The 23,834-nt window shown below is 48.3% G+C and carries 23 protein-coding genes; 18 read left to right on the forward strand and 5 right to left on the reverse strand.

Features of this window, described 5'->3' with window-relative positions; genetic code table 11:
• Positions 1–5 precede the first annotated feature (5 nt).
• On the forward strand, positions 6–1,877 hold the full coding sequence (locus K7B07_RS05780) for a RagB/SusD family nutrient uptake outer membrane protein (protein ID WP_223708172.1): 1,872 nt from the start codon (positions 6–8) through the stop codon (positions 1,875–1,877).
• A gap of 148 nt (positions 1,878–2,025) precedes the next feature.
• Complete coding sequence (locus K7B07_RS05785) at positions 2,026–2,577, forward strand: GNAT family N-acetyltransferase (RefSeq protein WP_223708173.1); 552 nt, start codon at positions 2,026–2,028, stop codon at positions 2,575–2,577.
• A gap of 32 nt (positions 2,578–2,609) precedes the next feature.
• Here the strand turns inward: K7B07_RS05785 and K7B07_RS05790 are convergent, their stop codons facing one another.
• Complete coding sequence (locus K7B07_RS05790; RefSeq protein WP_223708174.1) at positions 2,610–3,302, reverse strand: basic secretory family protein; 693 nt, start codon at positions 3,300–3,302, stop codon at positions 2,610–2,612.
• 201 nt (positions 3,303–3,503) lie between these two features.
• Between K7B07_RS05790 and K7B07_RS05795 the strand changes: the two genes are divergently transcribed.
• The 7 genes from K7B07_RS05795 (at position 3,504) to K7B07_RS05825 (ending at position 9,505) form a co-directional block, all read left to right on the forward strand.
• Complete coding sequence (locus K7B07_RS05795; RefSeq protein WP_223708176.1) at positions 3,504–4,859, forward strand: DUF4271 domain-containing protein; 1,356 nt, start codon at positions 3,504–3,506, stop codon at positions 4,857–4,859.
• Between the two features lie 10 nt (positions 4,860–4,869).
• Positions 4,870–5,673: a uroporphyrinogen-III synthase gene (locus K7B07_RS05800; RefSeq protein WP_223708177.1), complete on the forward strand. Its 804-nt coding sequence runs from the start codon at positions 4,870–4,872 to the stop codon at positions 5,671–5,673.
• A gap of 100 nt (positions 5,674–5,773) precedes the next feature.
• Positions 5,774–6,592, forward strand: a complete 819-nt coding sequence (locus tag K7B07_RS05805; RefSeq protein ID WP_223708179.1) for an outer membrane protein assembly factor BamD — start codon at positions 5,774–5,776, stop codon at positions 6,590–6,592.
• Positions 6,567–6,908 (forward strand): DNA-directed RNA polymerase subunit omega, encoded by a 342-nt coding sequence (locus K7B07_RS05810; protein WP_018628385.1) that lies wholly within the window; start codon positions 6,567–6,569, stop codon positions 6,906–6,908. Before K7B07_RS05805 ends, K7B07_RS05810 begins: the two co-directional genes overlap by 26 nt.
• Before the next feature lie 168 nt (positions 6,909–7,076).
• Positions 7,077–8,282, forward strand: a complete 1,206-nt coding sequence (gene coaBC / locus K7B07_RS05815) for a bifunctional phosphopantothenoylcysteine decarboxylase/phosphopantothenate--cysteine ligase CoaBC (RefSeq protein ID WP_223708181.1) — start codon at positions 7,077–7,079, stop codon at positions 8,280–8,282.
• Complete coding sequence (locus tag K7B07_RS05820) at positions 8,279–8,671, forward strand: DUF4296 domain-containing protein (RefSeq protein ID WP_223708183.1); 393 nt, start codon at positions 8,279–8,281, stop codon at positions 8,669–8,671. Before coaBC ends, K7B07_RS05820 begins: the two co-directional genes overlap by 4 nt.
• 27 nt (positions 8,672–8,698) lie before the next feature.
• Positions 8,699–9,505 carry an aminotransferase class IV gene (locus tag K7B07_RS05825; RefSeq protein WP_223708185.1) on the forward strand — a complete coding sequence of 269 codons (807 nt, stop codon included), beginning with the start codon at positions 8,699–8,701 and terminating at the stop codon, positions 9,503–9,505.
• On the opposite strand, the gene K7B07_RS05830 is transcribed toward K7B07_RS05825, so the two are convergent.
• On the reverse strand, positions 9,502–10,311 hold the full coding sequence (locus K7B07_RS05830) for a 1,4-dihydroxy-6-naphtoate synthase (RefSeq protein WP_223708186.1): 810 nt from the start codon (positions 10,309–10,311) through the stop codon (positions 9,502–9,504). The genes K7B07_RS05825 and K7B07_RS05830 overlap by 4 nt on opposite strands.
• Positions 10,312–10,365: 54 nt before the next feature.
• Complete coding sequence (gene mqnB / locus K7B07_RS05835; RefSeq protein WP_223708187.1) at positions 10,366–11,013, reverse strand: futalosine hydrolase; 648 nt, start codon at positions 11,011–11,013, stop codon at positions 10,366–10,368.
• Positions 11,014–11,220: 207 nt separating this feature from the next.
• Between mqnB and K7B07_RS05840 the strand changes: the two genes are divergently transcribed.
• The 7 genes from K7B07_RS05840 (at position 11,221) to K7B07_RS05870 (ending at position 16,953) form a co-directional block, all read left to right on the forward strand.
• Positions 11,221–11,628 carry a 6-pyruvoyl trahydropterin synthase family protein gene (locus K7B07_RS05840; RefSeq protein WP_223708188.1) on the forward strand — a complete coding sequence of 136 codons (408 nt, stop codon included), beginning with the start codon at positions 11,221–11,223 and terminating at the stop codon, positions 11,626–11,628.
• A 23-nt stretch (positions 11,629–11,651) separates the two neighbouring features.
• Complete coding sequence (locus K7B07_RS05845) at positions 11,652–12,062, forward strand: 6-pyruvoyl trahydropterin synthase family protein (RefSeq protein ID WP_223708189.1); 411 nt, start codon at positions 11,652–11,654, stop codon at positions 12,060–12,062.
• A 13-nt stretch (positions 12,063–12,075) separates the two neighbouring features.
• A complete protein-coding gene (folE, locus tag K7B07_RS05850; RefSeq protein ID WP_223708190.1) occupies positions 12,076–12,672 on the forward strand; it encodes a GTP cyclohydrolase I FolE in 597 nt (198 codons plus the stop codon).
• A 26-nt stretch (positions 12,673–12,698) separates the two neighbouring features.
• Positions 12,699–13,589 (forward strand): ACP S-malonyltransferase, encoded by an 891-nt coding sequence (gene fabD, locus K7B07_RS05855; protein WP_223708191.1) that lies wholly within the window; start codon positions 12,699–12,701, stop codon positions 13,587–13,589.
• A 207-nt stretch (positions 13,590–13,796) separates the two neighbouring features.
• Positions 13,797–14,633: a sulfite exporter TauE/SafE family protein gene (locus K7B07_RS05860; RefSeq protein WP_223708192.1), complete on the forward strand. Its 837-nt coding sequence runs from the start codon at positions 13,797–13,799 to the stop codon at positions 14,631–14,633.
• 6 nt (positions 14,634–14,639) lie between these two features.
• Complete coding sequence (locus K7B07_RS05865) at positions 14,640–15,029, forward strand: DUF1634 domain-containing protein (protein ID WP_223708193.1); 390 nt, start codon at positions 14,640–14,642, stop codon at positions 15,027–15,029.
• Positions 15,030–15,201: 172 nt separating this feature from the next.
• Entirely contained in the window at positions 15,202–16,953 is a 1,752-nt protein-coding gene (locus tag K7B07_RS05870; protein ID WP_223708194.1) for a glycosyltransferase family 39 protein, read from the forward strand.
• Between the two features lie 29 nt (positions 16,954–16,982).
• On the opposite strand, the gene K7B07_RS05875 is transcribed toward K7B07_RS05870, so the two are convergent.
• Positions 16,983–18,932: an LTA synthase family protein gene (locus K7B07_RS05875; RefSeq protein WP_223708195.1), complete on the reverse strand. Its 1,950-nt coding sequence runs from the start codon at positions 18,930–18,932 to the stop codon at positions 16,983–16,985.
• 11 nt (positions 18,933–18,943) lie between these two features.
• The gene (locus K7B07_RS05880; protein WP_223708196.1) at positions 18,944–19,846 is read right to left on the reverse strand and encodes a lysylphosphatidylglycerol synthase transmembrane domain-containing protein; all 903 of its coding nucleotides are present in this window, start codon (positions 19,844–19,846) and stop codon (positions 18,944–18,946) included.
• A 154-nt stretch (positions 19,847–20,000) separates the two neighbouring features.
• Here K7B07_RS05880 and K7B07_RS05885 point away from each other — a divergent pair, with 154 nt between their 5' ends.
• On the forward strand, positions 20,001–20,960 hold the full coding sequence (locus tag K7B07_RS05885; protein ID WP_223708197.1) for an NAD(P)H-dependent flavin oxidoreductase: 960 nt from the start codon (positions 20,001–20,003) through the stop codon (positions 20,958–20,960).
• A gap of 10 nt (positions 20,961–20,970) precedes the next feature.
• The gene (locus K7B07_RS05890; RefSeq protein WP_223708198.1) at positions 20,971–23,814 is read left to right on the forward strand and encodes a hypothetical protein; all 2,844 of its coding nucleotides are present in this window, start codon (positions 20,971–20,973) and stop codon (positions 23,812–23,814) included.
• Positions 23,815–23,834 lie beyond the last annotated feature (20 nt).

Genomic DNA, 23,834 nt, shown 5'->3' on the forward strand with positions numbered 1-23,834 from the left:
CGACAATGACCTGCAATAATATATATATAAGGATATCGCTTTGTTCGATACTGATGCTCACCGCAGTCGCCTGCAATAAAGAATGGCTAAAACCCAAGCCGCTCTCGTTCTATGAGCCTGGTATTGCCCTTTCAGACGCACGGGGCCTGTATTCAACTCTTACCTCCTGTGAACGGAATATGCGTCACGAATATTTTGGAGATGCGGCACCCATACTTACCGAGATCATCCAATCGGAAGTTGCTGTCGAAGGTACTACCGACAAGGCCGGTCCTCAGATGGACATGGACATCTCATTACTGCCCGACGCACAATTAAACAGTACCGATTATACCAAAATAGGCTGGTACTGGTATGAAGGATACAAAGGCGTCAAATATGCGAATTCGGTGATATCAAGGATCGATGACGCTACTTTTACTGATGAAAATCAAAAGAATGCCATTTTGGGCGCCGCTTATTTTCAAAGAGCGTACCGGTATTTTAAACTGGTGCATCAATTCGGTGATGTGCCGTTTATCGATAAAGAAATTAATGAACCCAAATATGACTTTTACTCCTCCGATCGCTGGGGCATCCTGGAACACATCAAAAAAGACCTGGAGTTCGCCTATCAATGGGTACCGGATAATGTCGATCGCGGCCGTACTTCGAAAGCTGCATGTGGCGTGTTGTTGATGAAGGTCTGTATGGCACTGACCGATTTCCCCCGCGCCATCGAGGTCGGCAAAGAGATTGTTGCGGCCCACCCCCTGATGAAAAACCGGTTCACGTCCAACAAGGATAAGGCACACACCAACCTGATGTTTGATCTGCATAGCGTGGAAGCCAAGCTTGATATGTCAAACACAGAAGGATTGATGTATGTTGTATCCTATCCTGAAGTAGATGGATCTGACCGGATACAGACCATGCGCAACGGCGTGCCTTTCTGGAACAGCGGCAATATTAAGACACCGGACGGAAAAGCAGGAACAAGTGTACCCATAGCTGCAGGAGAAACGGATCCTGAATTGGATCTTAATAAAACCTATGGCCGGGGTATCGGAAGATTGCGGCCTACCTGGTACTATACCAATGAAATCTGGCGTGCCGACAAAGAAGCCAATGATATGCGGGGCATTTTGAACCACGACAGCTGGCGCAGGATGGAAGACCTGAGATACAACCACCCCGATCTAAAGAAAAACAACAGTCCCTGGTACGGCAAAAACTTTGTAAAACCTGCCGCCATGAGTGTGGAGGATACCATCCGCCTCTGGTTCTCCTGGCCGCATTACAAATTGTTTGTTCCTGATCCTTTACAAACACAATGGGCGGGTGGTGAAACCCCCTGGTATATCTACCGTTCCGCAGAAGTATACCTGATGCTGGCAGAGTGTTACTATTGGCAGAATGACCCGGGATCGGCTGCCACGGCAATGAATGAAGTGCGCACCCGGGCCGGCGCGGAACCTTTAACCGCTGCCGATATCAATATCGGGGAGATCCTGGATGAACGGGCCCGCGAACTGTATTATGAAGAGAACCGGCATATTGAGCTGGTGCGGATCGCCTACACCTACGCAAAAACGGGCAAGCCCTGCGAAATATTCGGCGGACATGTATATCAACTGAATAACATCAGCGGTCCGGGTGGAGCCAATTCCAATGTCAAACAAATGGGTATTAATTTCTGGTACGACCGGGTGGTAAGCCGGAGTAATTTTTACAACAAGGGCGTCAAACACAAGTGGGCAGAGTACAAGGTGAGTGTGCATCATATCCTTTGGCCGGTACCCTCCAATGTGATCAATACAAATTTAAAAGGTGTTATCAACCAGAATATCGGCTACCCCGGAGCCGACAGAAATGTACCTCCACTACCTGTGGAATAAGAATATACAACCGGTTCGCAGACACACCGGATGTAATAGGCTGATTCAATCCGTGCTGCAAGGCTGTCCGTAATGGACGGCCTTTTTAATGCACGGCTGTGTAAGCGCTCCTTTTTATTTATCTTCATCCGCAAATGAATGATCAGCTATGACGGACCATCTCCCCACCCCGCCCCACTTTTCCCTGCAACCAGTACTGGAAGACGAACGGGTGCAGCTTATTCCGTTAAAGGAAAACGATTTTGAACAATTGTATGCAGTAGCATCCGACCCGGCGATCTGGCAACAGCATCCCAATAAGAACCGCTACCAGCGGGAAGTATTCAACACTTTTTTTGAAGGAGCCCTTCAAAGCGGCGGTGCCTTTCTTGTTGCGGATAAAACCTATGGCCGCCTGGCGGGCAGCACCCGGTTTTATAATTATGACGCTGTTGAAAACAGCATCTTTATCGGTTATACATTTTATGCAACGGCATACTGGGGAACAGGCCTGAACACAAGGGTGAAACGGCTTATGCTGGATTATATTTTCCGGTTTGCCGGCGCCGTATATTTTCACATCGGCGCGGAAAACTACCGGTCTCAAAAAGCCATAGAAAAACTGGGTGCCGTAAAACTAAGGGAAGAATGGGTGGCTTACCACGGCGAACCGGACCGGTTAAATTTTGTATACCGGATCCTTAATGAAGCGTCCAAATAAAAAGCCGGTATTACCACCGGCTGCAGTACCTGTTACAACACCGGGTCTTTGGTATATGCTGCCCACAGGTCATCAATTGATTTTCCGGTGACCTGCTCCCAGCTTTCTGGTGTGTACGTATGTTCCCGCAGTGCCTTATTCAGCGCCTTTACCGTGCCGGGTTTTACTTTGGACTCGATCCAGGCGAGGAAGCGGGCAGTGACCCGGTAGCTGTCCGTGTATTTTTGCTTTACCGTGTACCCGGGCAGCTTCCAGCCCGCGCCTTCATTATTCACACCATATTTGAAACGGATATAATCTGCTATACCCTCCGTGATCCACCAGGGTCCCACGCTCCGGCCATAGTCCTGAACAATATGCATTACCTCGTGCGTTACCACGTCAATATCGTCCGGATGCCGGGCAAACCACTCCGGACTGTACACAACATTACCTCCACCTGTGGCAGCCACTCCTTTATAAGCCGTATCGATTTTAAAATACACTTCCTTTGCCGACCGCGCATTAAAATCTGCAACCAGCCGGGGGTACACCACGAAAAAAGCTTCGATCATTTTCTTTTTTACATCCTTGCTGAAACCAGCAGCATTCGAGGTAAAATGCAACACATAACCATTCCGCTCAAAGCGGCTTCCTTCATAGTCAAAAACAGAATCCTTCCCAGCCGCCGCGGAACTGCCCCCTATCAGAATGCCTGATACCAGTAAAAAAAAGCGCATACCCATTATAATCCGGTTTATTTGTTAAACTGCTGCAGGCTTTTTACACCTGCGTTTCAACCAGAAAAATATTACAAATTTGCTAACAGAACAAATCCTTCCGGGCTGTATGCCGGCGTCAACCGTTTTTCAGAAAAAAACAGATCTGATCTTTTTCCGGGATATTGAACCCGGCTTGCTATTTTTGCGTTCAAAGATCCCATTGATTTGACCCGTTTATTCATCATATTTCTTCTGAGTTGTTGTGCCATCAGCGCGGCCGGGCAAAAAAAAGACAGTACCAAAGAACCACAGCAAGCATCCCGGCAGACGGCAAAACCCGATTCCAACCGCAAGGCAGGGACTACTGCGCCCGCAACAAAAAAAACCACCGCTCCAAAGCAAACACAACCGGCAAAACAACAGGCGGGCGCAAAACAGCAGGCAGCAGCAAAAAAAGATACAGGGGCTGCAACACCCGTAAAAACAGCCGGCAACAAAACGAAGACCACCCGGCAGCCGGCCGTCAATACAAAAACATCACTGCAGAAGGATTCCGTGCGCAGAAAAAATATACAACCCGGAACAGCCGGTCGTCCGGCTCTGAAGAAGGATTCAGCCACTGTAAAAAAAGTACAACATACACCCGGCATACGGCGGGATTCCGTCCGCCGTGTTGCTAATGCGGCTCCCGCTGTTAAAAAAGACACAACGTCCGCTCCCCCATTGTCTGCCGCAGACTCCGCCCGGCGGAGCCTTGCCATTGCAGACAGTATTAGAGAAGAACGGCGGCTGGCTGCCCTGGAACAGAATTTCAACCTCACCCGGCAAATCCTGGAGCAGCATCCTTATTATGCATTTGGCAAACCGCCGGTAATCTCCCCCTACAGCAAGCGGGAAAAATCTTCCGGCGAAGAGATCTATTTTTATACGCTTGCCGGTATTATGCTGCTCTTTGCAGGATTTAAAACCGCCTTTGCAAAATATTTTGAGAACCTGACCACCCTGTTTTTCCGGCGCACGCTCAAACAGCGGCAGCTGGAACAACAACTCAGTCAGAACACGCTCCCCTCCCTGCTTTTTAATATCCTGTTTGTGTTGGTTGCCGGCTACTACCTGTCCCTGATGGCGGAACAACTTTCTTCCCGGGAACTGCCTTATCCTTTCTGGCAGCTGTTCGCATTTGCGGTACTGCTGGTAGCCATTGTATACATCGCCAAGTTCTTTCTTTTGAAATTATTTGGCTGGCTTTTCCGGATCCAGCACCTGACGGACGCCTATATTTTTCTGATCTTCCTGGTAAGCAAGATCCTTGTACTGTTCCTGCTTCCCGTAATCGTGATCACCGCTTTGGGCGGCACGGGCGTTAAGACCATTATATGGACACTAAGCTGGATCGTTATTGCAGCCCTGTTTCTCTATCGTTTTGTGATCGCCCTTCAGATGGCGCAAAAAAGTAATAAGATCAGTCTTTTTCATTTCTTCGTTTACCTCGTTGCATTTGAACTGTTACCCGCTTTTGTAATCTATAAGTTTATTTTACATTTTTTAACGGGGAATAGTGTACCTTTGCACCCAATTTAGGTGAATTTTAATGTCAAGTAACGTAGCAACAAAACCGGTGGCAAAACCTGAAGCTGGAAAAGTAAAGCACATCCTCATCAGCCAGCCAAGACCAAAGAGCGAAAAATCTCCCTATTTCGACCTCGAGAAAAAATATGGTGTAGCCCTGGATTTTGAAACACTGATTGTGCTGGAAGCTATATCAGGAAAGGACTTCAGACGGCAAAAGATCAATATTACCAATTATACGGGAGTTATTTTTACAAGCCGTAACGCCATAGATCATTTTTTCAGAACCTGTGAGGAAATGAAGGTCAATGTATCCCAGGACACCAAATATTTTTGTATTACAGAGGCCGTGGCACTTTATCTTCAGAAATTCATCCTCTACCGTAAGCGGAAAGTGTTCTATGGAACGGACGGCAGCAATAAAAGCCTTCTGGATGTGATCAATAAACATAAGGAGAATCTCAATTTTCTGTATGTGTGTTCTGAAAATCAGCAGGATAATGAAATCACCAGCTGGCTCAAACAGCACGACTGTTCGTTTGACCTCGCCTTTATGTACCGTACCAAGAGCAATGATGTTAAAAAAACACTGAGCAACAAGAAATTTGATGTGCTCTGCTTTTTTACCCCGAGCGGCATTAAAAGCTGGTATGATAATTTTCCCGACTTTGTACAGCAGGATGTGGTCATCGGCACTTTCGGAGACAATACAAAGGACGCCGCACTAAAGGCCGGTCTGAAACCTCAGATTGTCGCCCCATCGCCCAAAACACCGAGCATGATCACGGCCCTGGACCAGTTCCTGACAGGCAATAACCGGAAATAGGCGGTCAATTCTCTCTTTATCAAAAGCTTAACGACTCATTTTTTGGGCGGCTAAGGTTTTTACGAATATTTGCACGGTTATAATTAACTTTGCAGACTTTATGAGGTTTTTTGTTATTATTTTCTCCTTGTTCCTGATGTCGTCCTGCGGGCCCGGCATGAATAAAATTTTAAAGAGTAAGGATGCGGCCTACAAATTAAAAATGGCGGACGCTTTTTACGCTAAAAAGAAATATAACAAGGCGCAGTTGATCTATGAAGATATACTGCCTTTTTATAAGACCACGCCGCAGTTTCAGGACATCTATTATAAATACGCCTATTCGGCTTATTATCAGCGGGATTATGCAATGGCTGAAAACTATTTCAAAACTTTTATGGAAAGTTTTCCCAACAGCCCGAAACTTGAAGAGATTGAATATATGCGGGCCTATACCTATTATCAGCAGTCGCCCAAACCGGAACTGGACCAGAGTAATACCTTTAAAGCAATAGGCGCCATGCAAACCTTTGTCAATACGCATCCCGGTTCTGTACGGCTGCCGGAAGCCAACAGGATACTGGATGAGCTGAGGAAAAAACTGGAGGTAAAGGACTACAAAAGCGCAAAGCTTTATTATGATATGGGCTATTACCGCGCTGCCGGTGTAAGTTTTGCCGCGTTACTGGAAAACTTTCCGGAATCCGGGATTGCAGACGAGTATAAAATGATGTCGGTAAAAGCCTATTATCTTTTTGCAGAAAACAGCATCGTGGATAAAAAAGCAGAGCGGTTCAAAGACGTGATGGATGAGTGCAGGGAGTTCCTGGACCGTTTCCCCGATAGTAAATACAAAACAGATATTGAGAATTATCTGGCAATGTCGCAAACACAAATTCAAAAATTTAATAATAATGAGCAAGTTAAGAAGGCATCTTAGTGTTGGTACTCCCAGCAGCGTGGAAACTAAAAGCCTGCAGGAGATAAAAAACAAAACCGGCAATATCTACGAATCCATTGCCATTGTTGGTAAAAGAGCCAACCAGATCAATATCTCCATAAAAGAAGAGTTGCACAACAAACTGGATGAATTCGCCAGCCACACTGATACGCTGGAAGAGATCCATGAAAATAAAGAACAGATCGAGATTTCAAAGGCATATGAAAGAATGCCCAATCCTGCATTGCTGGCCACCCAGGAGTTCCTGGATGACAAGATCTATTACCGCAAAGCAGAAGACGAACTGTTCAGTTAATATTACAAACAGCAATTGTTCCGCCACAGCAAGCAGGTCTTGCTGTGGCTTTTTATTTAGATGAACCGATCTTAATCAAAGCAAGCTGCGATTTCTGCCGCAACCCTTAGTAATGCCCTTATTATTTTATTACATTATAATTCCGGGCCGATGGCTTATTTTTGATAAATGTTGGAAGGGAAAAAAATAGCAATCGGTATCAGCGGCAGCATTTCAGCCTACAAGATCGTTCACCTGGTACGGTTGCTTATAAAACAAAAGGCGGAGGTAAAAGTGATCATGACACCTGCTGCCAGGGATTTTGTAGCACCATTGACCCTGTCTACCCTTTCAAAGAATGACGTGCTTACAGACCTGGCTGCTGCCGATACATGGGCCAATCATGTAGCGCTGGGCAGATGGGCGGACCTGCTGCTGATCGCCCCGCTGAGCTGTAATACCCTGGCAAAAATGGCACACGGACACTGCGATAACCTGCTCCTGTCGGTATACCTTTCCGCAACCTGTCCGGTAATGGTATCCCCGGCGATGGACGAGGACATGTGGCAGCATCCGGCTACACAAAAAAATATCGGAACGCTTCGGACATTCGGACATATCATACTGGCCCCGCATCACGGAGAGCTGGCCAGCGGACTGATCGGGCAGGGCCGGATGGAAGAGCCCGAAGTCATCCTTTCACATATTGAAGCCTTTTTCAGCAATACCCAAACGGCACTGAGCGGAAAAAAAGTACTGATCACTGCAGGCCCCACACAGGAAGCGCTGGATCCCGTACGCTTTATCGGCAACCACTCTTCCGGTAAAATGGGCTATGCCCTTGCGCTCGAATGCCGGAGGCGCGGCGCCAATGTAGTGCTGGTACTGGGCCCGGCTCCTGCTGTATTGCAACAGGACCTTTCCGGAATGACGGTCATAAAAGTTACTTCTGCTGAAGAAATGTACCAGGCCTGCATGGAGCAGTTTCCAACTGCCGATATGGCTCTTATGGCGGCGGCCGTTGCCGATTACCGGCCGGCAGCGGTCAGCGCTACCAAGATAAAAAAACAGAACGTAGATCTTGCACTACAGCTGGTAAAGACCCGCGACATCCTGGCGGCGCTGGGAGCCATTAAAACCCCGCAGCAGCTCCTGCTGGGCTTTGCGTTGGAAACAGATCATGAAGAATCACATGCATTAGAGAAACTTCACAAAAAGAACGCAGATTATATTGTACTGAACTCCCTAAGCGACGGAGCCGCTTTTGGGGCCGACACCAATAAAATAACTATTTACTCCAGGAACGGCAGTAAAGTTGCCTTTGATTCCAAATCCAAAAATGCCGTTGCGCAGGATATTATCAACACTATTTTAAAAGAAGGCGAAACAACATGAACCGATTATTACCCCTGCTGATAGTAGCCCTGACCTGCTTTGCCTGCGGGGGACGCCCACGGGATGTATTACCCCGGGAAAAAATGCAGGCGGTTCTGTGGGATATTGCAAAGGGCGGGGAATTTGTAAACGGGTATGTTTATTACCGCCACCCGGATCTGAACCGGGCCCTTGTGAACCAGCAGGTCCTGAATCAGATTTTTACACTGCATAAGATCACAAAGAAGGAATTTGAGAAAAGCCTGGAGTATTACCAGCGCAAGCCGGATATTTTTGTTGGTATGCTGGATTCGATCAATGCACAGCAGACACGCGCCAAACAGGATACACTGCACCGTTCAGACTCCTCCCGGCCGGCAACACCTGCGCCGGCAGCACGCCCCCAATAATCCGTTTATTTTTTATATTTTCATACAATGCGCTATGTATGCTTTAACGGAACCTTTTCTGCAGCCGGTATGCCCGTGATCCATGCCGCTAACAGGAGTTACCGCTACGGGGACGGCTTCTTTGAGACCCTGCGGGTACACCGTTCAGCAATACCCCTGTGGAAGTATCATCAGGCCCGGATCCTCAAAAGTATCGCACAGCTCGGTTATACCTTTGCACAGGATCCCGAAGCACTTTTCAACAATATATTGCACCTGTGCACGCTGAACAACTGTGCAGACAGTGCCCGGGTACGCCTGTCTTTTTCAAATGGGGACGGAAGCCTTTTTGACGATGCCCCCCTGCATTATTTAATAGAAGCGACCGCGTTCACCACCCCGGCAGCCGGCAACGGGCTGCTACTGGGCAGGTATGACGAATTGCAAAAGGAAGTGCATGCTTTTTCGGAGCTCAAACTGGCCAGCAGCTTTATTTACAGCCGCGCCGCACAAACCTGCCGCCTCCGCGGATGGGATGACTGTATCATTGAAAATACCCGGCATCAGGCTATTGAAACAGTTATTTCGAACCTTTTCTGGATCAAAGAAGGACAACTCTTTACCCCTCCGGTTTCCGATGGTTGTGTAGCCGGTGTTTTCCGCGCTTACTTATTGGATACGGGACCGCATATTGCTATACAATCCTGCCTGCCCGGCACGCTTGAACATGCAGACGAAGTATTTCTTACAAATGCCCTGCGGGGGATCCGCAAAGTGCAGCAGATCGGTGATACAGGTTATAAGACCGCCCGGACTGAACTATTGCTCCAACAGCACACAAAGCTGTTTTCTTAAGCACCGGCATGGATCCGGTTGTAAATACCGGATAGCGTATCCACCGCTTTTTTCCCTTCTGTTCCCAGGTCAAGACTGTAATTATTTACATACAGGTCGATATGTTTCCGCATTACTTCCTCCTGCATGGCCTGTGCATGTTCCTTTACATATGCTGATACCTCCGGATAACGGTCGAACGAATACTGAAGGCTTGCACGGATCAGGTCGTTCACCTGGTTGAAACGGTCGGTGCCCAGCGATTTCCGGATCACGATCCCCCCCAGCGGAATCGGAACGTTCATCTTTTCTTCCCAGTACTCACCCAGGTCTTTCACTTTGATCAGTCCCTTGTCCTGATAGGTAAACCGGTTTTCATGAATGATCACGCCAAGTGCTGCGTCCTCCTCCACTACGGCCTCCTCAATCCCGTGAAACACCCCAAATACTTTGTTATGGGCATCCGGAAAAGCAAAACTGAAAAGCAGGTGTGCCGTGGTATTTACTCCCGGCAACAGTACCTTTGCGGCATTTACTTCCGTTTCGGAAAATGTTTGTTTTCCCTTGCTGATCAGCAGCGGTCCCACGCCTTTCCCCAAGGCACTTCCGGAATCCAGTAACGCATAGCGGTCCGCCGTTTTAAAATAAGCCGGGAAGCTCAGTTTTGTCACATCCAGCCGGCCTTCCAGTGCCCAGCGGTTGAGGGTTTCCACATCTTCAAGCACGGCTTCAAACTCCAGGTCGCCGGTGTCGATCTTTTTATTGACCAACGCATCAAAAATAAAGGTATCATTCGGGCAGGGAGAGAAACCCAGTTTTAGCTTCATATAGATTCGTATTATTAAAATAAAACAGGAAAAGACGAAAAAATGTTTAATTAATTATTGCAGGATAACGGTGATCAGTTGCTGAACCGTCGCATTCAGCAGGCTGATGGACTCCCGCAGTTTCCATTTTGCTTTGTCTCTTTCCCCTACATAATTGGAAACCGCTCTTATCTGAAGAAAAGGCACACCTTCGTTCAATGCCACATAATGGAAAGCCGCTCCTTCCATTGATTCAATTTCTGCCCGCAGGTTATCTTTAAACTGCCGAAGCATATCTTCCCTTGTAGTAATTTCATTATTGGTCACTCCTTTTGCCCTGTTGAGCCGGGTAAGTGCCATCAATTCCTCATACGGGTTCCTGAGCCAGCCCTTTGTAAACGGCGGATCGTCCGGAACCGCCAGTCCCAGATCAAAAACCGATCTCCACTGGCCATTTTCGTTAACACCGAGGTCACCAAAGCACTCGCTGTCAATAACCGCTATACTTCCCGGTGCATACTGCTGCACCAAACTTCCGCCGATGCCCGCCTGCAGCACCAGATCATATCGTTCCCGCGCCAGCTGGCGCGTAAGTCCGTAAGCCGTGCTAACTCCGCCGATACCGGCAACCAGCACCGTCACCTGCTCTTTTTCTTCCAAAAAAGAACGCAAAGGCGCGAGCTCCAGTTCGGTGGCTGCCACCAGCAATATTCTTTTACTCATATTCCGTTATAAGGCCGCAGGGAACAGTAAGGATCTCTTTTATACCCAATGCCCGCTGCAGCAAATTTGTTGCCGCTAAGATCGGGCATTTTTATAATTGAGGGAAGTGTTACCTTTGCAGTCCTGATTTTTTTGAAGGCAGGCTGATCACAATGCCACATTCCTTCAGCAGCGGGTACAGGAACCCGGCTTATTTATTTTTTTTGTATGGTATATCTCACAAGAATTGAACACTTTAACGCTGCACACAAGCTCTTTAATCCGGCGTGGACGGAAGCGCAGAATGAGCAGGTTTTTGGAAAATGTGCCAATAAAAACTGGCATGGGCACAACTATGAACTTTATATCACCGTAAAGGGCGAGCCGGATCCGGACACAGGTTTTGTGTACGATGTAAAAAAATTGAGCGAAATCATTAAAGAGCATATCATCGAAGCACTTGACCATCGTAATCTCAATGAAGATGTGCCCTTTATGAAAGGCAAATTGTGCAGTACGGAAAATCTTGCCATTGCGATCTGGAATGAGCTGACTCCGCATTTACCTCAGGGAGTATTGCTCCATTGTATAAAACTGTATGAAACGCCACGGATTTATGTGGAGTATTTTGGCTAAGTTTGTACGTACCTTTATCCAGTATGAAAGTATCCGTTTTCAGGAGAGAACATTTTAATGCGGCACACCGGCTCTTTAATCCGGAATGGGATGATGCCACCAACGAAAAAGTATTTGGAAAATGTTCCCTGCCGCATTACCATGGACACAATTACGAACTGGAAATAAAAGTAACAGGGACGGTAAACCCCGAAACGGGTTTTGTAATGGACCTGAAAGAATTGAGCGGCCTGGTGGCAAAAACGGTAATTGAACGGTTTGATCACCGGAACCTCAATCTTGATACGGAAGAATTTAAACAGACAAACCCGACTGCTGAAAATATTGCAATTGTTATCTACAATATACTGCGTCCGCATATTAACAGTGAGCACGATTTAAAAATCCGTTTATACGAAACACCGAGAAATTTTGTAGAGTATCCATCATCATAAACCAGCGGTAACCATGGCTTATAAAAAAGAAGATCAGTACGACGCATCCGTAACACAGGCGCTTATACACCATTACAGGGGAGTAATTGAGCAGCTGGGGGAGGCACCTGAGCGCGAAGGCCTCCTGAAGACCCCTGAGCGTGTGGCAAAGGCCATGCAGGTATTGACACAGGGCTACAATATGGACGCGCATGAGATCATCAACTCTGCCAAATTCCACGAAGATGTAAGCGAAATGATCATTGTAAAAGATATTGAATTATACAGTCTTTGCGAGCACCATATGCTTCCTTTTTTTGGAAGGGCACATGTGGCCTATATTCCGAATGGCTGGATCACCGGACTGAGCAAGATCGCCCGGGTGGTGGACGTTTACTCGCACCGGCTGCAGGTACAGGAGCGGCTGACGGTACAGATCATGAATGCGATCAAGGAAACATTGAATCCGCTGGGTGTAGCAGTGGTCATTGAGGCCAAACACCTGTGCATGATGATGCGGGGTGTTCAGAAACAAAACTCGGAAACCACCACATCGGCTTTCGATGGTGAGTTCCAGAAGAACTCGACCCGAAGCGAATTTTTAAAGCTCATCAGCGCACGTTTAAGTTAAAGACGAACCAAAATAAATTAGTGAATATGAAACAGGCAGTGGTATTTCCCGGACAGGGATCGCAGTTCACCGGGATGGGAAAAGAACATTATGAAAACAATGCATTTGCAAAAAAACTGTTTGAACAGGGGAATGAGATCCTGGGGTTCCGGCTTTCAGACATCATGTTCACCGGAACTGCCGAAGAACTGAAGGAAACAAGCGTCACCCAACCCGCTGTTTTCTTACATTCGATCGTAGCATACAAGGTAATGGAAAATAACCGGCCCGATATGGTTGCCGGGCATTCCCTTGGAGAGTTCTCGGCGCTGGTGGCCAATAATGTACTCGCATTTGAAGACGCGCTGCAACTGGTATCCGTACGGGCCAATGCCATGCAAAAGGCCTGCGAGCTGCAGCCTTCTAGTATGGCCGCTGTACTGAACCTTCCCGATGAAACGGTAGAAGACATCTGCAAAGCTATCCAGGAGGAGACCGGCGAAATTGTGGTCCCCGCCAATTACAACTGCCCGGGGCAGCTGGTGATCAGCGGCACCATGAAAGGTATTGAAATTGCGGTAGAACGCATGAAGGCAGCAGGAGCAAAACGAGCACTGGTATTACCTGTTGGTGGTGCCTTTCATTCCCCGCTGATGGAGCCGGCACGCCAGGAGCTGGAGGCGGCCATTGAAAAGACAGCCTTTCATCAGCCGGTATGTCCGATCTATCAGAACGTGGTGGCACGGCCGGTAATGGATAAAGAAGAAATAAAAGAGAACCTGATCGCACAGCTAACCGGGGCAGTAAAATGGACCCAGAGCATCCAGGCCATGATCGCCAACGGAGCCACCCGGTTCACGGAAGCCGGTCCGGGAAAAGTGTTACAGGGACTGATCCAGAAGATCGATAAAACAGTTGAAGTAAATGGGGTTAGTTAACCCCATTTTTTATTTCCTGTTCAGCTTCGCCAATCGGAGAACTTTCACCATTGCTCCGGTCATTGTTAGTTACAATGGCACACCATAGCTTATTATTTGCGAACCCGTGGCTTCTTCCGGAATGCGCCGCCGTTCATCCAGCCGGCAGCCCTCCATTCATCGATTTCTTCCTACCTTCGGTGCATTCGATCACCGTTCTCTTTTCAGATGACCATACTTACATTTACATTGATCATGTTGCTGGGCGCTTTTGCCGCAGGGATGATCGGCTCCCTGTCCGGTCTCGGAGGCGGCATCATCATCATTCCCCTGCTCACCATCGGTTTGGGGGTAGACATTCATTATGCGATCGGCGCAGCACTGGTCTCTGTTATTGCCACCTCCTCCGGATCCGCGGCAGCCTATGTACGGGAGGGGATCACCAACATGCGGCTTGGTATTTTCCTAGAGATTGCCACCACCTTCGGAGCCGTGTGCGGGGCTCTTATCTCCACCATCGCACCCGGTTCTTTTATTGCAGTGCTTTTCGGGCTGACCCTCATCTTTTCTTCGATCAATTCATTAAGAAAAAAAGAAGAGCACGTACTCAAACAAAGCAGTCCTCTGGCGCGCAAATTAAAACTGGAAGGCAGCTATCCCGACAGCAAGGGGCAACCCATCGCCTATGGAACAAAAAATGTGCTGGGGGGCTTTGGCATGATGGGCATCGCCGGTATGATGTCGGGCCTGCTGGGCATCGGATCCGGCGCATTCAAGGTCATTGCAATGGATAATATCATGCGCATCCCTTTTAAGGTGTCCACTACCACCAGTAATTTTATGATGGGAGTGACCGCTATTGCCAGTACGGTCATTTATCTGCAAAAGGGGTATGTACAGCCCGGTATCTGCATGCCCACCATGATCGGGGTGCTTTTCGGCTCTATGGCGGGCTCCCGGATCCTCATCCGTTCCAACCCTAGAAAACTCCGGATCTTCTTTGCATTCATTATTCTCCTGCTCGCCCTTAACATGATCTATAGCGGCCTTGCCGGTAAAATTTAACAGCCGATGAATAAAGATTCTTTTACCGATAAAACCCTGCAGCGGATCGTAGGCAACCTGCTGCGTTATGGCGTATGGACCGCCCTTGCCATCGGTGCCATCGGAGGCATTGTATACCTGGTGCGGCACGGCCACGAATCCATTCACTACGGCATCTTTACAGAAACAGACAAAAGCATCGGCGCACTGACAGGCGATATCATCGATGGTGTAAAAAAAGGAAGCGGCACATCGATTATTTTCTTCGGCATCCTGCTGTTGTTCCTGACTCCCGCTCTGCGCCTGGTTTTATCTTTTTTTTCATTCCTGATCGAAAAGGATTATCTGTATGTTATCATTACGCTCATTGTTATGGCGATCATCGGCATCAGCATATCTTTGGGATACGGTCATTAGGTGTGGATTGAAACCCCTGGTGGTTTATTTTTTTGAACCATTGAGGAGTTAAGGACGATTAAGTTGACGCAATGATCCTTAATGCACCGTCATGTCTTAATGATTGATGCCGGTGGATTGTTTTTCAACCATTAAAGTCTTTCAGTATTTTCGTATAAAGTAATGCACTGTTATGTCCGGATCCGCAAGTACAATTCCTTTAATTCCTGCCGGAGCGCGCACGATCGCCCCGCCGGGTGCCGCCGACAACCGCCTGCTGATCCTGTTCATGACCGGCTGGTTCATTATAAACAGCCTCCAGGCGACCTTCCTTGGAATTGACGGGGATGAAGCCTATTACTGGATGTTATCGCAAAACCTGCAATGGGGGTATTTCGATCATCCGCCCCTGGTTACTATTTTCATACGACTGGGCGAGTCCTTCGGACATGGCCTGTTTTTTACCCGCCTGGGCACCGTGCTTCTGTCTACCTGTTCTATTGCACTCATCTATAAAGGGCTTCCGGATCAGCTGCAAAAAATAAGGACATTCCTCTTGCTCTATGCAGCCACCCTGGTCCTGAATGTATATGCATTTATCACCACGCCGGATGCTGCATTATTCTTTTTTGCCGCACTTTTCTTCTGGGCCTACAAGCGCTTTTTAACAAAAAACAGTTTCAGCACCAGCCTTTGGCTGGCAATTGCCATCACCGGTATGTTTTACAGCAAATACCATGGGATCCTCCTGGTGGGATTTGTGGTATTATCGAACTTTAAATTACTTGCCAACAAATACTTCTGGCTGATCGTGCTGCTGGTTACCCTGCTCTTTCTTCCGCACCTGTACTGGCAGTATACACACGACTGGCCTACGGTACGTTTTCACTTGATCGAACGGATCGCCAAGAAATACCGCATCAACTATACGACGGACTATCTCCTGGGGCAGCTGCTGATCTGGGGGCCGCTGATCTCTCTCTTATTTTATGCTTCCGTTTTTAAACTGAAAATCAAAGACCGGCTGCTGCGTGCCCACGTCTTCATGTTTGCAGGCACCATCGGCTTCTTCCTGTTCTCTTCCTTTAAAAATACGGTGGAGCCGCACTGGACCATGATCGCAGGTGTATCCTATGTGGCACTGTTTTTATCCCTGCTGGAGAACGGTACTGAAAAATTCCGTCGTCTTTTTACAAAAGTCGCTTACTGGAATATCGGCCTGATCCTGCTGGCCAGGATCCTGATCCTGATCCCCAACGGGCCCGCCAACCTCATCCGGAATTTCCGCTCCTTTTCCCATGCGCAGCTATGGGCAGACACCATTTATAAAAAAGCAGGAGGCGTACCCGTTGTCTTTGCCAACTCCTATGCATTGCCCTCTCTCTATAAATTTTACCACCCCGGTGTGCATACCACGGGATATAACGACAAAGGCTACCGCAAGACCAATTTTAATATTGCCGAGGACAGTACGCTCAATGGCAGGGATGTTTATTACTATGTTCAAAGCCCCGAGCTGCTGCCAGGCACCGGTATTGCGGTAAATACCTCATACAATACCGGCAGGTTGCTGCCCCTGCACCGATACCATAGCCTGAATGGTTTACACATTAACTGGGAACAGCCTTCCAAAGAAATGAAATCCGGCAGCACGCAGCTGATCACTATAACGATCACTAACAGCAGCAACAGGGTGCAGGAGCTGGAAGAAAAGCTGCGGCTGGATTATGCCTTCCTGATAGAGAAATACCGTTATATCAATTCTGACTCCGCCCTGGCACTCCCGCTTCAGCAGCTTGCCCCGGGGGCAGCGATACAACTGACCATACCGGTTAAAGCACCGGAACAACCGGGAAAATACCGGTTGCTGTTCTCTATTTTAAACGACTTCATTCCCGGGAATTTTGCCAGTAATTTCTATAACATCACCGTGCGCGGCGGTTAAGCATCCGATCCGGCCGGTATTGTCTTTTCTTAACGGGGAGCGATCAGCTGGTTCCGGATCAGCCGGTTATTGTATTGCTGGATAAAGGCCTTCAGCCTTTGCTCCATTGCAGCGGCTGCCTGTGCGGAATCCTTCAGGAGGTCCGTCTTCATCAGGCGGTCTGTTTTAAAATCATACAATCCGGTAGCCTCCTTTCCATCGTAGAATAACAGGCGGTTGCCTTCGATCCAGCGATGCCCGCCCGAATACTGATAGGTAAACCCGGCGCCTTTCCGGTTCAGCACATTCTCACCGTAGGCCAGGTAGGGCTTATCATAATGCAGGTATCCCAATACGGTAGGCATGATATCCAGTTGCTGTATCACACCGGGATCAATACCTCTGAAAGCCGTATCACCCGGTGCATACAGCAGGATGGGGATTGCAATATCGCCCCAGGCATTCTGATATTCGGGATGATAGGAAATAGTGGCATGATCTGCCGTGATCACAAAAATTGTATTCCGGAACCAGGGCTGTTGCTGCGCTTTTGCAAAAAAACGCTGTAAGGCCATATCGGTATAGCCGATACATTCCATTACCGGCAACGGGCCTTTTTTGAATTTCCCTTCGTATTGTTTTGGCACTTTAAACGGATGATGTGAGGATACCGAAAAGATACTGGAAAAAAAAGGCTGTGGAAAGTTGTTCAGCTTTTGCTCAAAGAACTGGAAAAAAGGTTCGTCCCATATCCCCCAGATACCGTCAAAATCAGCGTCATTGTTATATTCTGTCTTACCAAAATAGTTTTCGATACCGATCATTTTGGTATAGGAAAGAAAGCCCATGGAACCGTTGGGTGCGCCGTGAAAAAAAGAAGTGTGATACCCTTCCCGGGCCAGTAGCTGCGGCAAACTTTTTGTGCTGTCCGATACATAGGGTGTCAGCACAAAAGGATCCAATCCGCTGGGAATACTGGAAAGTACAGAAGGGATGGCATCGATCGATTTTCTTCCGTTGGCAAACGAATTCCAGTAGATCTTGCTGACGGAAGCCAGTGAGTCCAGAAAAGGCGTGAATCCCGTATAGGTTCCGTTGTCCAGGTCCTTATTATAAAAACCCATAGCCTCTTTACCAAAACTTTCCAGGATGACAATGACCACATTCTTTTTGGTGAACGGAACCGTATCTGCAGCGGGAGCATGCAGCGGTGAATAGAGTTGTTCCACCTCTTTATCCGTAAAATAGTGTACTTCGCGCAGCGGTTTTACGCCCATGGTGCGGATAAAAACAAACGGGGTATTTAACACGAGGTATACTTCGTGCGAACGTTTTACATATACGCCGGCATCCCCAACTGTGATCGGACGGGTGCTGTGTCTGAATCCGCCACGGATACCGCCGATTGCGAGAACGACCGTCACTACAAAGATCAGCGCGGCTTTTATATAATAAAGCGTTTTCCGCGCAGGGGCTGGTTGCTCTTTTATGTTCACCCGGCGGTATAAAAACACCATCAGTACGGTCAGCCCGATAAAGATCAGCACCACATACCAGTAATCGAGCAGGAAATTAAATGCCAGTCCGGATTTGTTCTGCTCATGTGAGAATTCGCTGAAAACACTGGTGGTGGTCCTTCTTAAAGTGAAGCGGTAATAAATAAAATCGATACAGTTCAGTGAAAGAGCGATCCCGTTGGTTATATAAAACACCCATTTCACGACAACCTGATACCTGCTGTGGGTGCGCCATTTATAAGGGACAGGGACGGTCATCAAAAAGATCAGGAGGCAGTTGAAATACAACATCGCAGCCACATCGAACCGCAATCCTCCTGTAAGAATCGGCAACCAGTCAGATAGCCCGATACCCGGGAATAACCGGACATTAAGTCCGTAAAACAGGAACCTGCAAAGGGCAAACAATACCAGTACAAGAAGTATGCGATACAAAAATACGCCATAATAGCTCCGCAACCAGTTTCTCTTCCTATCGTTCATATATCGAAAATTTAATCAGCACCCTGTCCCGGGCCGGTGCCGGCAGCACCTGCCTGTTCCCTCCGCTCCTTTCTGAATAATATAAAAATTGCGGACAGCGCCATGATCATTGTGATCAGATAAAAACTCAGACTTACGGATACAGCCAGATCCTTATTCAGTCCAAAAGTGCCGGCACCCCAAACAATGGCCACCTCCCTTGCACCCAGTCCGCCAATACTGAACGGGAACAGGGAGGCCAGTGATGAGAGCAGAAAGATGGCAAAATAGGGCCAGTAACTGGTACTGCAACCCAGGGCTGCGAGTATAAAAGCCACCGTTGCCAGTTGCAGCGACTGCGTACAGATACCCAGCAAATGTGTTTGAAAAAAATGACGGCTGATACGGTTGAAATACTTACGCAGCACCCAATAATAAACCACCGATCCGGCGATAAACCCCAGGAGGATCCAGGCACTGTATTGCCGCACTTCCGGCATCGCCAGACTGAAGCAGGAAACCAGGAAACCCAATCCCCACAAGCCCGCCAGCCGGTCGAAAAAAACCGCCGAAAACACTTCCTTATGCGTGGTAGCATAACGCCGTTTCAATACGATGATCTTGTACCCGTCTCCTCCGATGCCGCTTGGCAGGAACAGGTTGTAGAACATTCCCTGTATGTACAGGCGGAAGTTAGACATTGCCGTTATCGGCAGACCAATATTCCTGAAAAAGTACAGAAGGCGGAATGAGGTAATTACCTGGCAGATGATAAAGGTGCACGCCGCAGGCAAAAGCCACCAGACATTCGCTTCCTTCCATAGTCTCCGCACTGCAGTCAGGTCTACCTTGGTATATACCAACCATAAGGCCAGGATGGTAAACACCACCTTTAGCACCGGTTTTAAAATGTTCCAAACCTTCTTTTTATCCATAAATCAACTGCAAACTTCGGCTAAATTGTGAAATTCCCTCTCTGAAATTTTGCGCCCTGCCCTGTATGCTTTCTGCAGCATACAGATCCGGGAAAAGCCATAATTTAGTACCTTCAGGAAAATTGAAAAACCTCCGGCAATAAATCAGCAATCATTGTATTCAAATCGCATTACAAAATTATTTGGTATCGGCTATCCCATTATCCAGGCGGGGATGGTATGGACCAGCGGCTGGCGGCTGGCAAGTGCCGTAAGCAATGCCGGAGGATTGGGTCTTATCGGCGCCGGATCGATGTACCCGGAGGTATTGAAAGAACATATACGGAAATGCAAAAGCGCTTGTCCGAAGCCTTTTGGCGTCAATCTGCCCCTTTTGTACCCCGACATTGAAGCACATATCAAGACCATCATAGAAGAGCGGGTCCCTGTTGTTTTCACCAGCGCCGGTAACCCGAAGACCTGGACCGGTACCTTAAAAGAGAAAGGGATTACCGTGGTTCACGTAGTAAGCAGCAGCAAATTTGCGCTAAAAGCCCAGGAAGCCGGCTGTGATGCGGTTGTAGCCGAGGGCTTTGAAGCCGGTGGGCACAACGGCAGGGAAGAAACCACTTCCATGGTACTCATTCCGCTGGTAGCGGAAGCCGTACAGATTCCGGTTATTGCTGCCGGTGGCATTGCCGGCGGAAAACAAATGCTGGCCGCCTTTGCCCTCGGAGCTGAAGGGGTGCAACTCGGAAGCCGGTTTGTAGCCAGTGAAGAAGCATCCAGCCATCCGGAATTCAAAAAACGGGTGATCGATTCAAAAGAAGGCGATACCGAACTCTCATTAAAACAACTGACCCCGGTACGGCTCTTAAAGAACGGCTTCTACCGGCAGGTAAAAGAACTGGAACTCCGTGGTGCCACACCCGCCGAATTACAGAAGCTGCTGGGAAAAGGAAGGGCGAAAAAGGGAATGTTTGAAGGCGAACTGGAAAACGGGGAACTGGAAATAGGACAGGTAGCAGCTTCGTTAAATACCATCCTGCCCGCAGCGGTGATCGTGAAAAATGTATGGGCCGAATTTGAAGCCGGCCTGAACAAACTAATCAATGGCATCCACCTGAAAGAATGATCTTTAAAAAATGAGCACTTTATACCATACCAAAACCACACTGCAAAAGAAGGTGCCCTGCCGGCAACCAATACCGCCCATGACCGGCTTTTGTTTATCCGGGATCCGGCTCCTCCGGTATTGTCTCTGCCTTATAATGGCAGCCCCCCTGAATGGTTCCGGTCAGTTTTCGGTTCTGGAAAAACAATTAAACACCAGTGACTCGGTTCATTTCAACATCCCGAGGGAAAAATTATTTGTTCATTATGACCGTGCTTATTACAACACAAAAGATACCCTGTGGATGAAGGGGTACATCCTGGCGGCAGACGACTATACCATCGCCGACAGCACCGGCATTGCCTACATCGAGATTATTAATACCGCGAACCAGGTAGTAAAGCGGACCGCTGCGCCCTGCTACTGGGGCCGCTTTCAAAGCGCCCTTGTTTTAACCGAAGATGATTTTCCGCAGGGCAGTTATATCCTGCGTGCCTATACCAACTGGATGCGTAATTTTGGGGATTCACTTTTATATGAAGGCCGGTTCCGTGTTATCAACCCGCTCTCCGGGGAGTGGAATGCCCGGATCAACCAGATTCAGTTTTCCGGCAACCGGGTTTCCTTTACTGCAGGTTTGAGCACCAATATACTCCGGCCCATCTCCTGGAAAAAAGTCACCGTAAATATCCGCTCTAAAAACCGCAGCCTGCTGCGGTTACAAACACAGACGGATGCAGATGGAAAGCTTCATATCGATACCCTGCTTAAAAGCGGGGCGGGCAACCGGAACCTGGTCATTGAAATTTCCGACAAAGAAGATCTTAAATTACAAATACCTGTAGCCGATGATGCCGCCGCCATTGATCTTCAGTTTCTGCCGGAAGGCGGCAGCCTTATCGCGGGCAAGGAACAACTACTGGGGTTCAAGGCGCTCAATGTGTATGGAAAGGGAACTGATGTAAAAGGCGTGATCAAAAATGAACAAGGGCAAACGGTGGCCTCATTTTCTTCCATACACAAGGGCATGGGCATCCTGCGCTTCACGCCGCAACCCGGCAGCCATTATACGGCATTTCCCGATGGAGGAAAGCCCGTGCCGCTGCCTGCGGTCCGCTCATCGGGGACCTTGCTGCATGCGGAGCATAGTCCGGCCTCCGACAGCATCCGCATTACCATCGACGGTACACCGGATCTGCGGGGAAAGAAATTTTATTTTGCAGCTTTTGCCAGGGGCCTTTCCATTGCCAAAGGCCGCATCATCCTCTCCGGACACGCTTCTCATTTTAATATCGCCAGAAATATGACACCCTCGGGTATTACGCGGTTTACACTTTACGACAGCCTGATGCGGCCGGTAAACGAACGGATCCTCTTCCTGTGGCAAAAGGACCAGCTGCAATTATCCGTAATCCCGCACAAACAACTATATGGGGAAAAGGACAGCGTGTCCCTGTTACTCAGCGTGCGTACCAATGATGGCAAACCCGTGCCGGGCAGTTTTTCGCTCGCGGTCATCGATACCAGCCAGGTTAAAATCAATCCGCAATCGGAAAATATCCTGAGCTATATGCTCCTCAGCTCCGATCTCAGGGGTTACATAGAAGACCCCTATTATTATTTCCAGGATCCCGCACCTGAAGCCGTGGACGCGCTGATGCTTACACAGGGATGGGTGAATTATAACTGGCAACCCGGCAATTTCAAATTTGAAAAGGAACAGCAATTTAAGATAACCGGAAAGGCCACGAACATCTTCAATAAACCGTTTAGCAATACCAGGGTAACGCTGTTTGGAAAAATGGGCCAGACCGGGATCTTCCTTACCGATACCACCACCAATAACAATGGGGTCTTCACGATGTCCGATTTCCCTTATTTTACTACAGACAGTGTGAGTATGGTGATCAAAGGCGTTAATAAAAAAGGCAAGGCATTTAATATCGGAGTGGAAGTGAATGAGCCGGTATTTCCTGCCTACAATCCCGGCAATGCCGTTTTTGAACATCAGAACATCCTGCTGGATACTGCCACGCTGCTCTATGTAAAAAATCAGGCAACCCTCCGGAACCTGATCAAAAAGAACGGGGAATACCTGGATGAAGTAGTTATAAAGACGAACAAAGGAATACCCGGATCAAAGAACCTGAACAAAAACGGAGGGTCAGATCAGATGATCAATGAAAAAACGCTGGCCCAAACACCGAAGGCCACGCTGCTGGATGTACTTTATAAACAGGTAAAGGGTTTCCGGCTGGGATCACCTCCCAAAAGCACCCGGCTGCTTTATATGATCAACACCAATATTGTGCGTTTTATTATCGATGGTGTTGATCTCAATTTTTTCTATCAGCCCGGCGGGGGGAGCGTTAATGACTATCAGCTTTTCCTGGATTCCTACCTGAAATATTTTTCAGCGGAAGACGTGCGGGGTATAGAGGTAATGAACTATCCCCGCTACAACTCTGCTTACCGGTCGCAGTACCTCAGCATCAGCGAACAAATGAACTCCGGGCCCGCCCGCACCGATTTTTCATTTGTAGAGATCACCACCCAAACCGGCTCCGGTCCGTTCCTGAGAAAAACACCGGGCATGTACCTGTACAAACCCGTTGTACCCGTTATCACAAAACAATTTTACAGTCCGCGTTATGCAAGCCCCGATGAGCAGACGGCCGAGCCGGATCTGCGCACTACCGTGTACTGGAACCCGGAAGTGGTTACAGGTGAGGACGGCAATGCACCGGTTTCCTTTTATACCTCCGAAAGCAACAGCGGTTATATGATCATTGTACAGGGCATCAATCTTACCGGCGGAATGGGTGTATTATACCAGCCCCTCCAGGCAGGGAAAAAAGAAACCGCTCCAAAATAGCGGTTTACGGGCAACAGCTG

Source organism: Niabella beijingensis (assembly GCF_020034665.1).
GTDB classification, from domain to species: domain Bacteria; phylum Bacteroidota; class Bacteroidia; order Chitinophagales; family Chitinophagaceae; genus Niabella; species Niabella beijingensis.

Excerpts from the sequence above, each read along its gene's own strand:
- K7B07_RS05875 (WP_223708195.1), bottom strand. The coding sequence starts at position 18,932 with ATGAACGATAGGAAGAGAAACTGGTTGCGGAGCTATTATGGCGTATTT.
- K7B07_RS05790 (WP_223708174.1), bottom strand. The coding sequence starts at position 3,302 with ATGGGTATGCGCTTTTTTTTACTGGTATCAGGCATTCTGATAGGGGGC.
- K7B07_RS05890 (WP_223708198.1), top strand. The coding sequence starts at position 20,971 with ATGAGCACTTTATACCATACCAAAACCACACTGCAAAAGAAGGTGCCC.
- K7B07_RS05800 (WP_223708177.1), top strand. The coding sequence starts at position 4,870 with ATGTCAAGTAACGTAGCAACAAAACCGGTGGCAAAACCTGAAGCTGGA.
- fabD (WP_223708191.1), top strand. The coding sequence starts at position 12,699 with ATGAAACAGGCAGTGGTATTTCCCGGACAGGGATCGCAGTTCACCGGG.
- mqnB (WP_223708187.1), bottom strand. The coding sequence starts at position 11,013 with ATGAGTAAAAGAATATTGCTGGTGGCAGCCACCGAACTGGAGCTCGCG.
- K7B07_RS05860 (WP_223708192.1), top strand. The coding sequence starts at position 13,797 with ATGACCATACTTACATTTACATTGATCATGTTGCTGGGCGCTTTTGCC.
- K7B07_RS05880 (WP_223708196.1), bottom strand. The coding sequence starts at position 19,846 with ATGGATAAAAAGAAGGTTTGGAACATTTTAAAACCGGTGCTAAAGGTG.
- K7B07_RS05865 (WP_223708193.1), top strand. The coding sequence starts at position 14,640 with ATGAATAAAGATTCTTTTACCGATAAAACCCTGCAGCGGATCGTAGGC.
- K7B07_RS05840 (WP_223708188.1), top strand. The coding sequence starts at position 11,221 with ATGGTATATCTCACAAGAATTGAACACTTTAACGCTGCACACAAGCTC.
- K7B07_RS05780 (WP_223708172.1), top strand. The coding sequence starts at position 6 with ATGACCTGCAATAATATATATATAAGGATATCGCTTTGTTCGATACTG.
- K7B07_RS05785 (WP_223708173.1), top strand. The coding sequence starts at position 2,026 with ATGACGGACCATCTCCCCACCCCGCCCCACTTTTCCCTGCAACCAGTA.
- K7B07_RS05845 (WP_223708189.1), top strand. The coding sequence starts at position 11,652 with ATGAAAGTATCCGTTTTCAGGAGAGAACATTTTAATGCGGCACACCGG.
- K7B07_RS05825 (WP_223708185.1), top strand. The coding sequence starts at position 8,699 with ATGCGCTATGTATGCTTTAACGGAACCTTTTCTGCAGCCGGTATGCCC.
- K7B07_RS05805 (WP_223708179.1), top strand. The coding sequence starts at position 5,774 with ATGAGGTTTTTTGTTATTATTTTCTCCTTGTTCCTGATGTCGTCCTGC.
- coaBC (WP_223708181.1), top strand. The coding sequence starts at position 7,077 with ATGTTGGAAGGGAAAAAAATAGCAATCGGTATCAGCGGCAGCATTTCA.
- K7B07_RS05810 (WP_018628385.1), top strand. The coding sequence starts at position 6,567 with ATGAGCAAGTTAAGAAGGCATCTTAGTGTTGGTACTCCCAGCAGCGTG.
- folE (WP_223708190.1), top strand. The coding sequence starts at position 12,076 with ATGGCTTATAAAAAAGAAGATCAGTACGACGCATCCGTAACACAGGCG.
- K7B07_RS05820 (WP_223708183.1), top strand. The coding sequence starts at position 8,279 with ATGAACCGATTATTACCCCTGCTGATAGTAGCCCTGACCTGCTTTGCC.
- K7B07_RS05870 (WP_223708194.1), top strand. The coding sequence starts at position 15,202 with ATGTCCGGATCCGCAAGTACAATTCCTTTAATTCCTGCCGGAGCGCGC.
- K7B07_RS05830 (WP_223708186.1), bottom strand. The coding sequence starts at position 10,311 with ATGAAGCTAAAACTGGGTTTCTCTCCCTGCCCGAATGATACCTTTATT.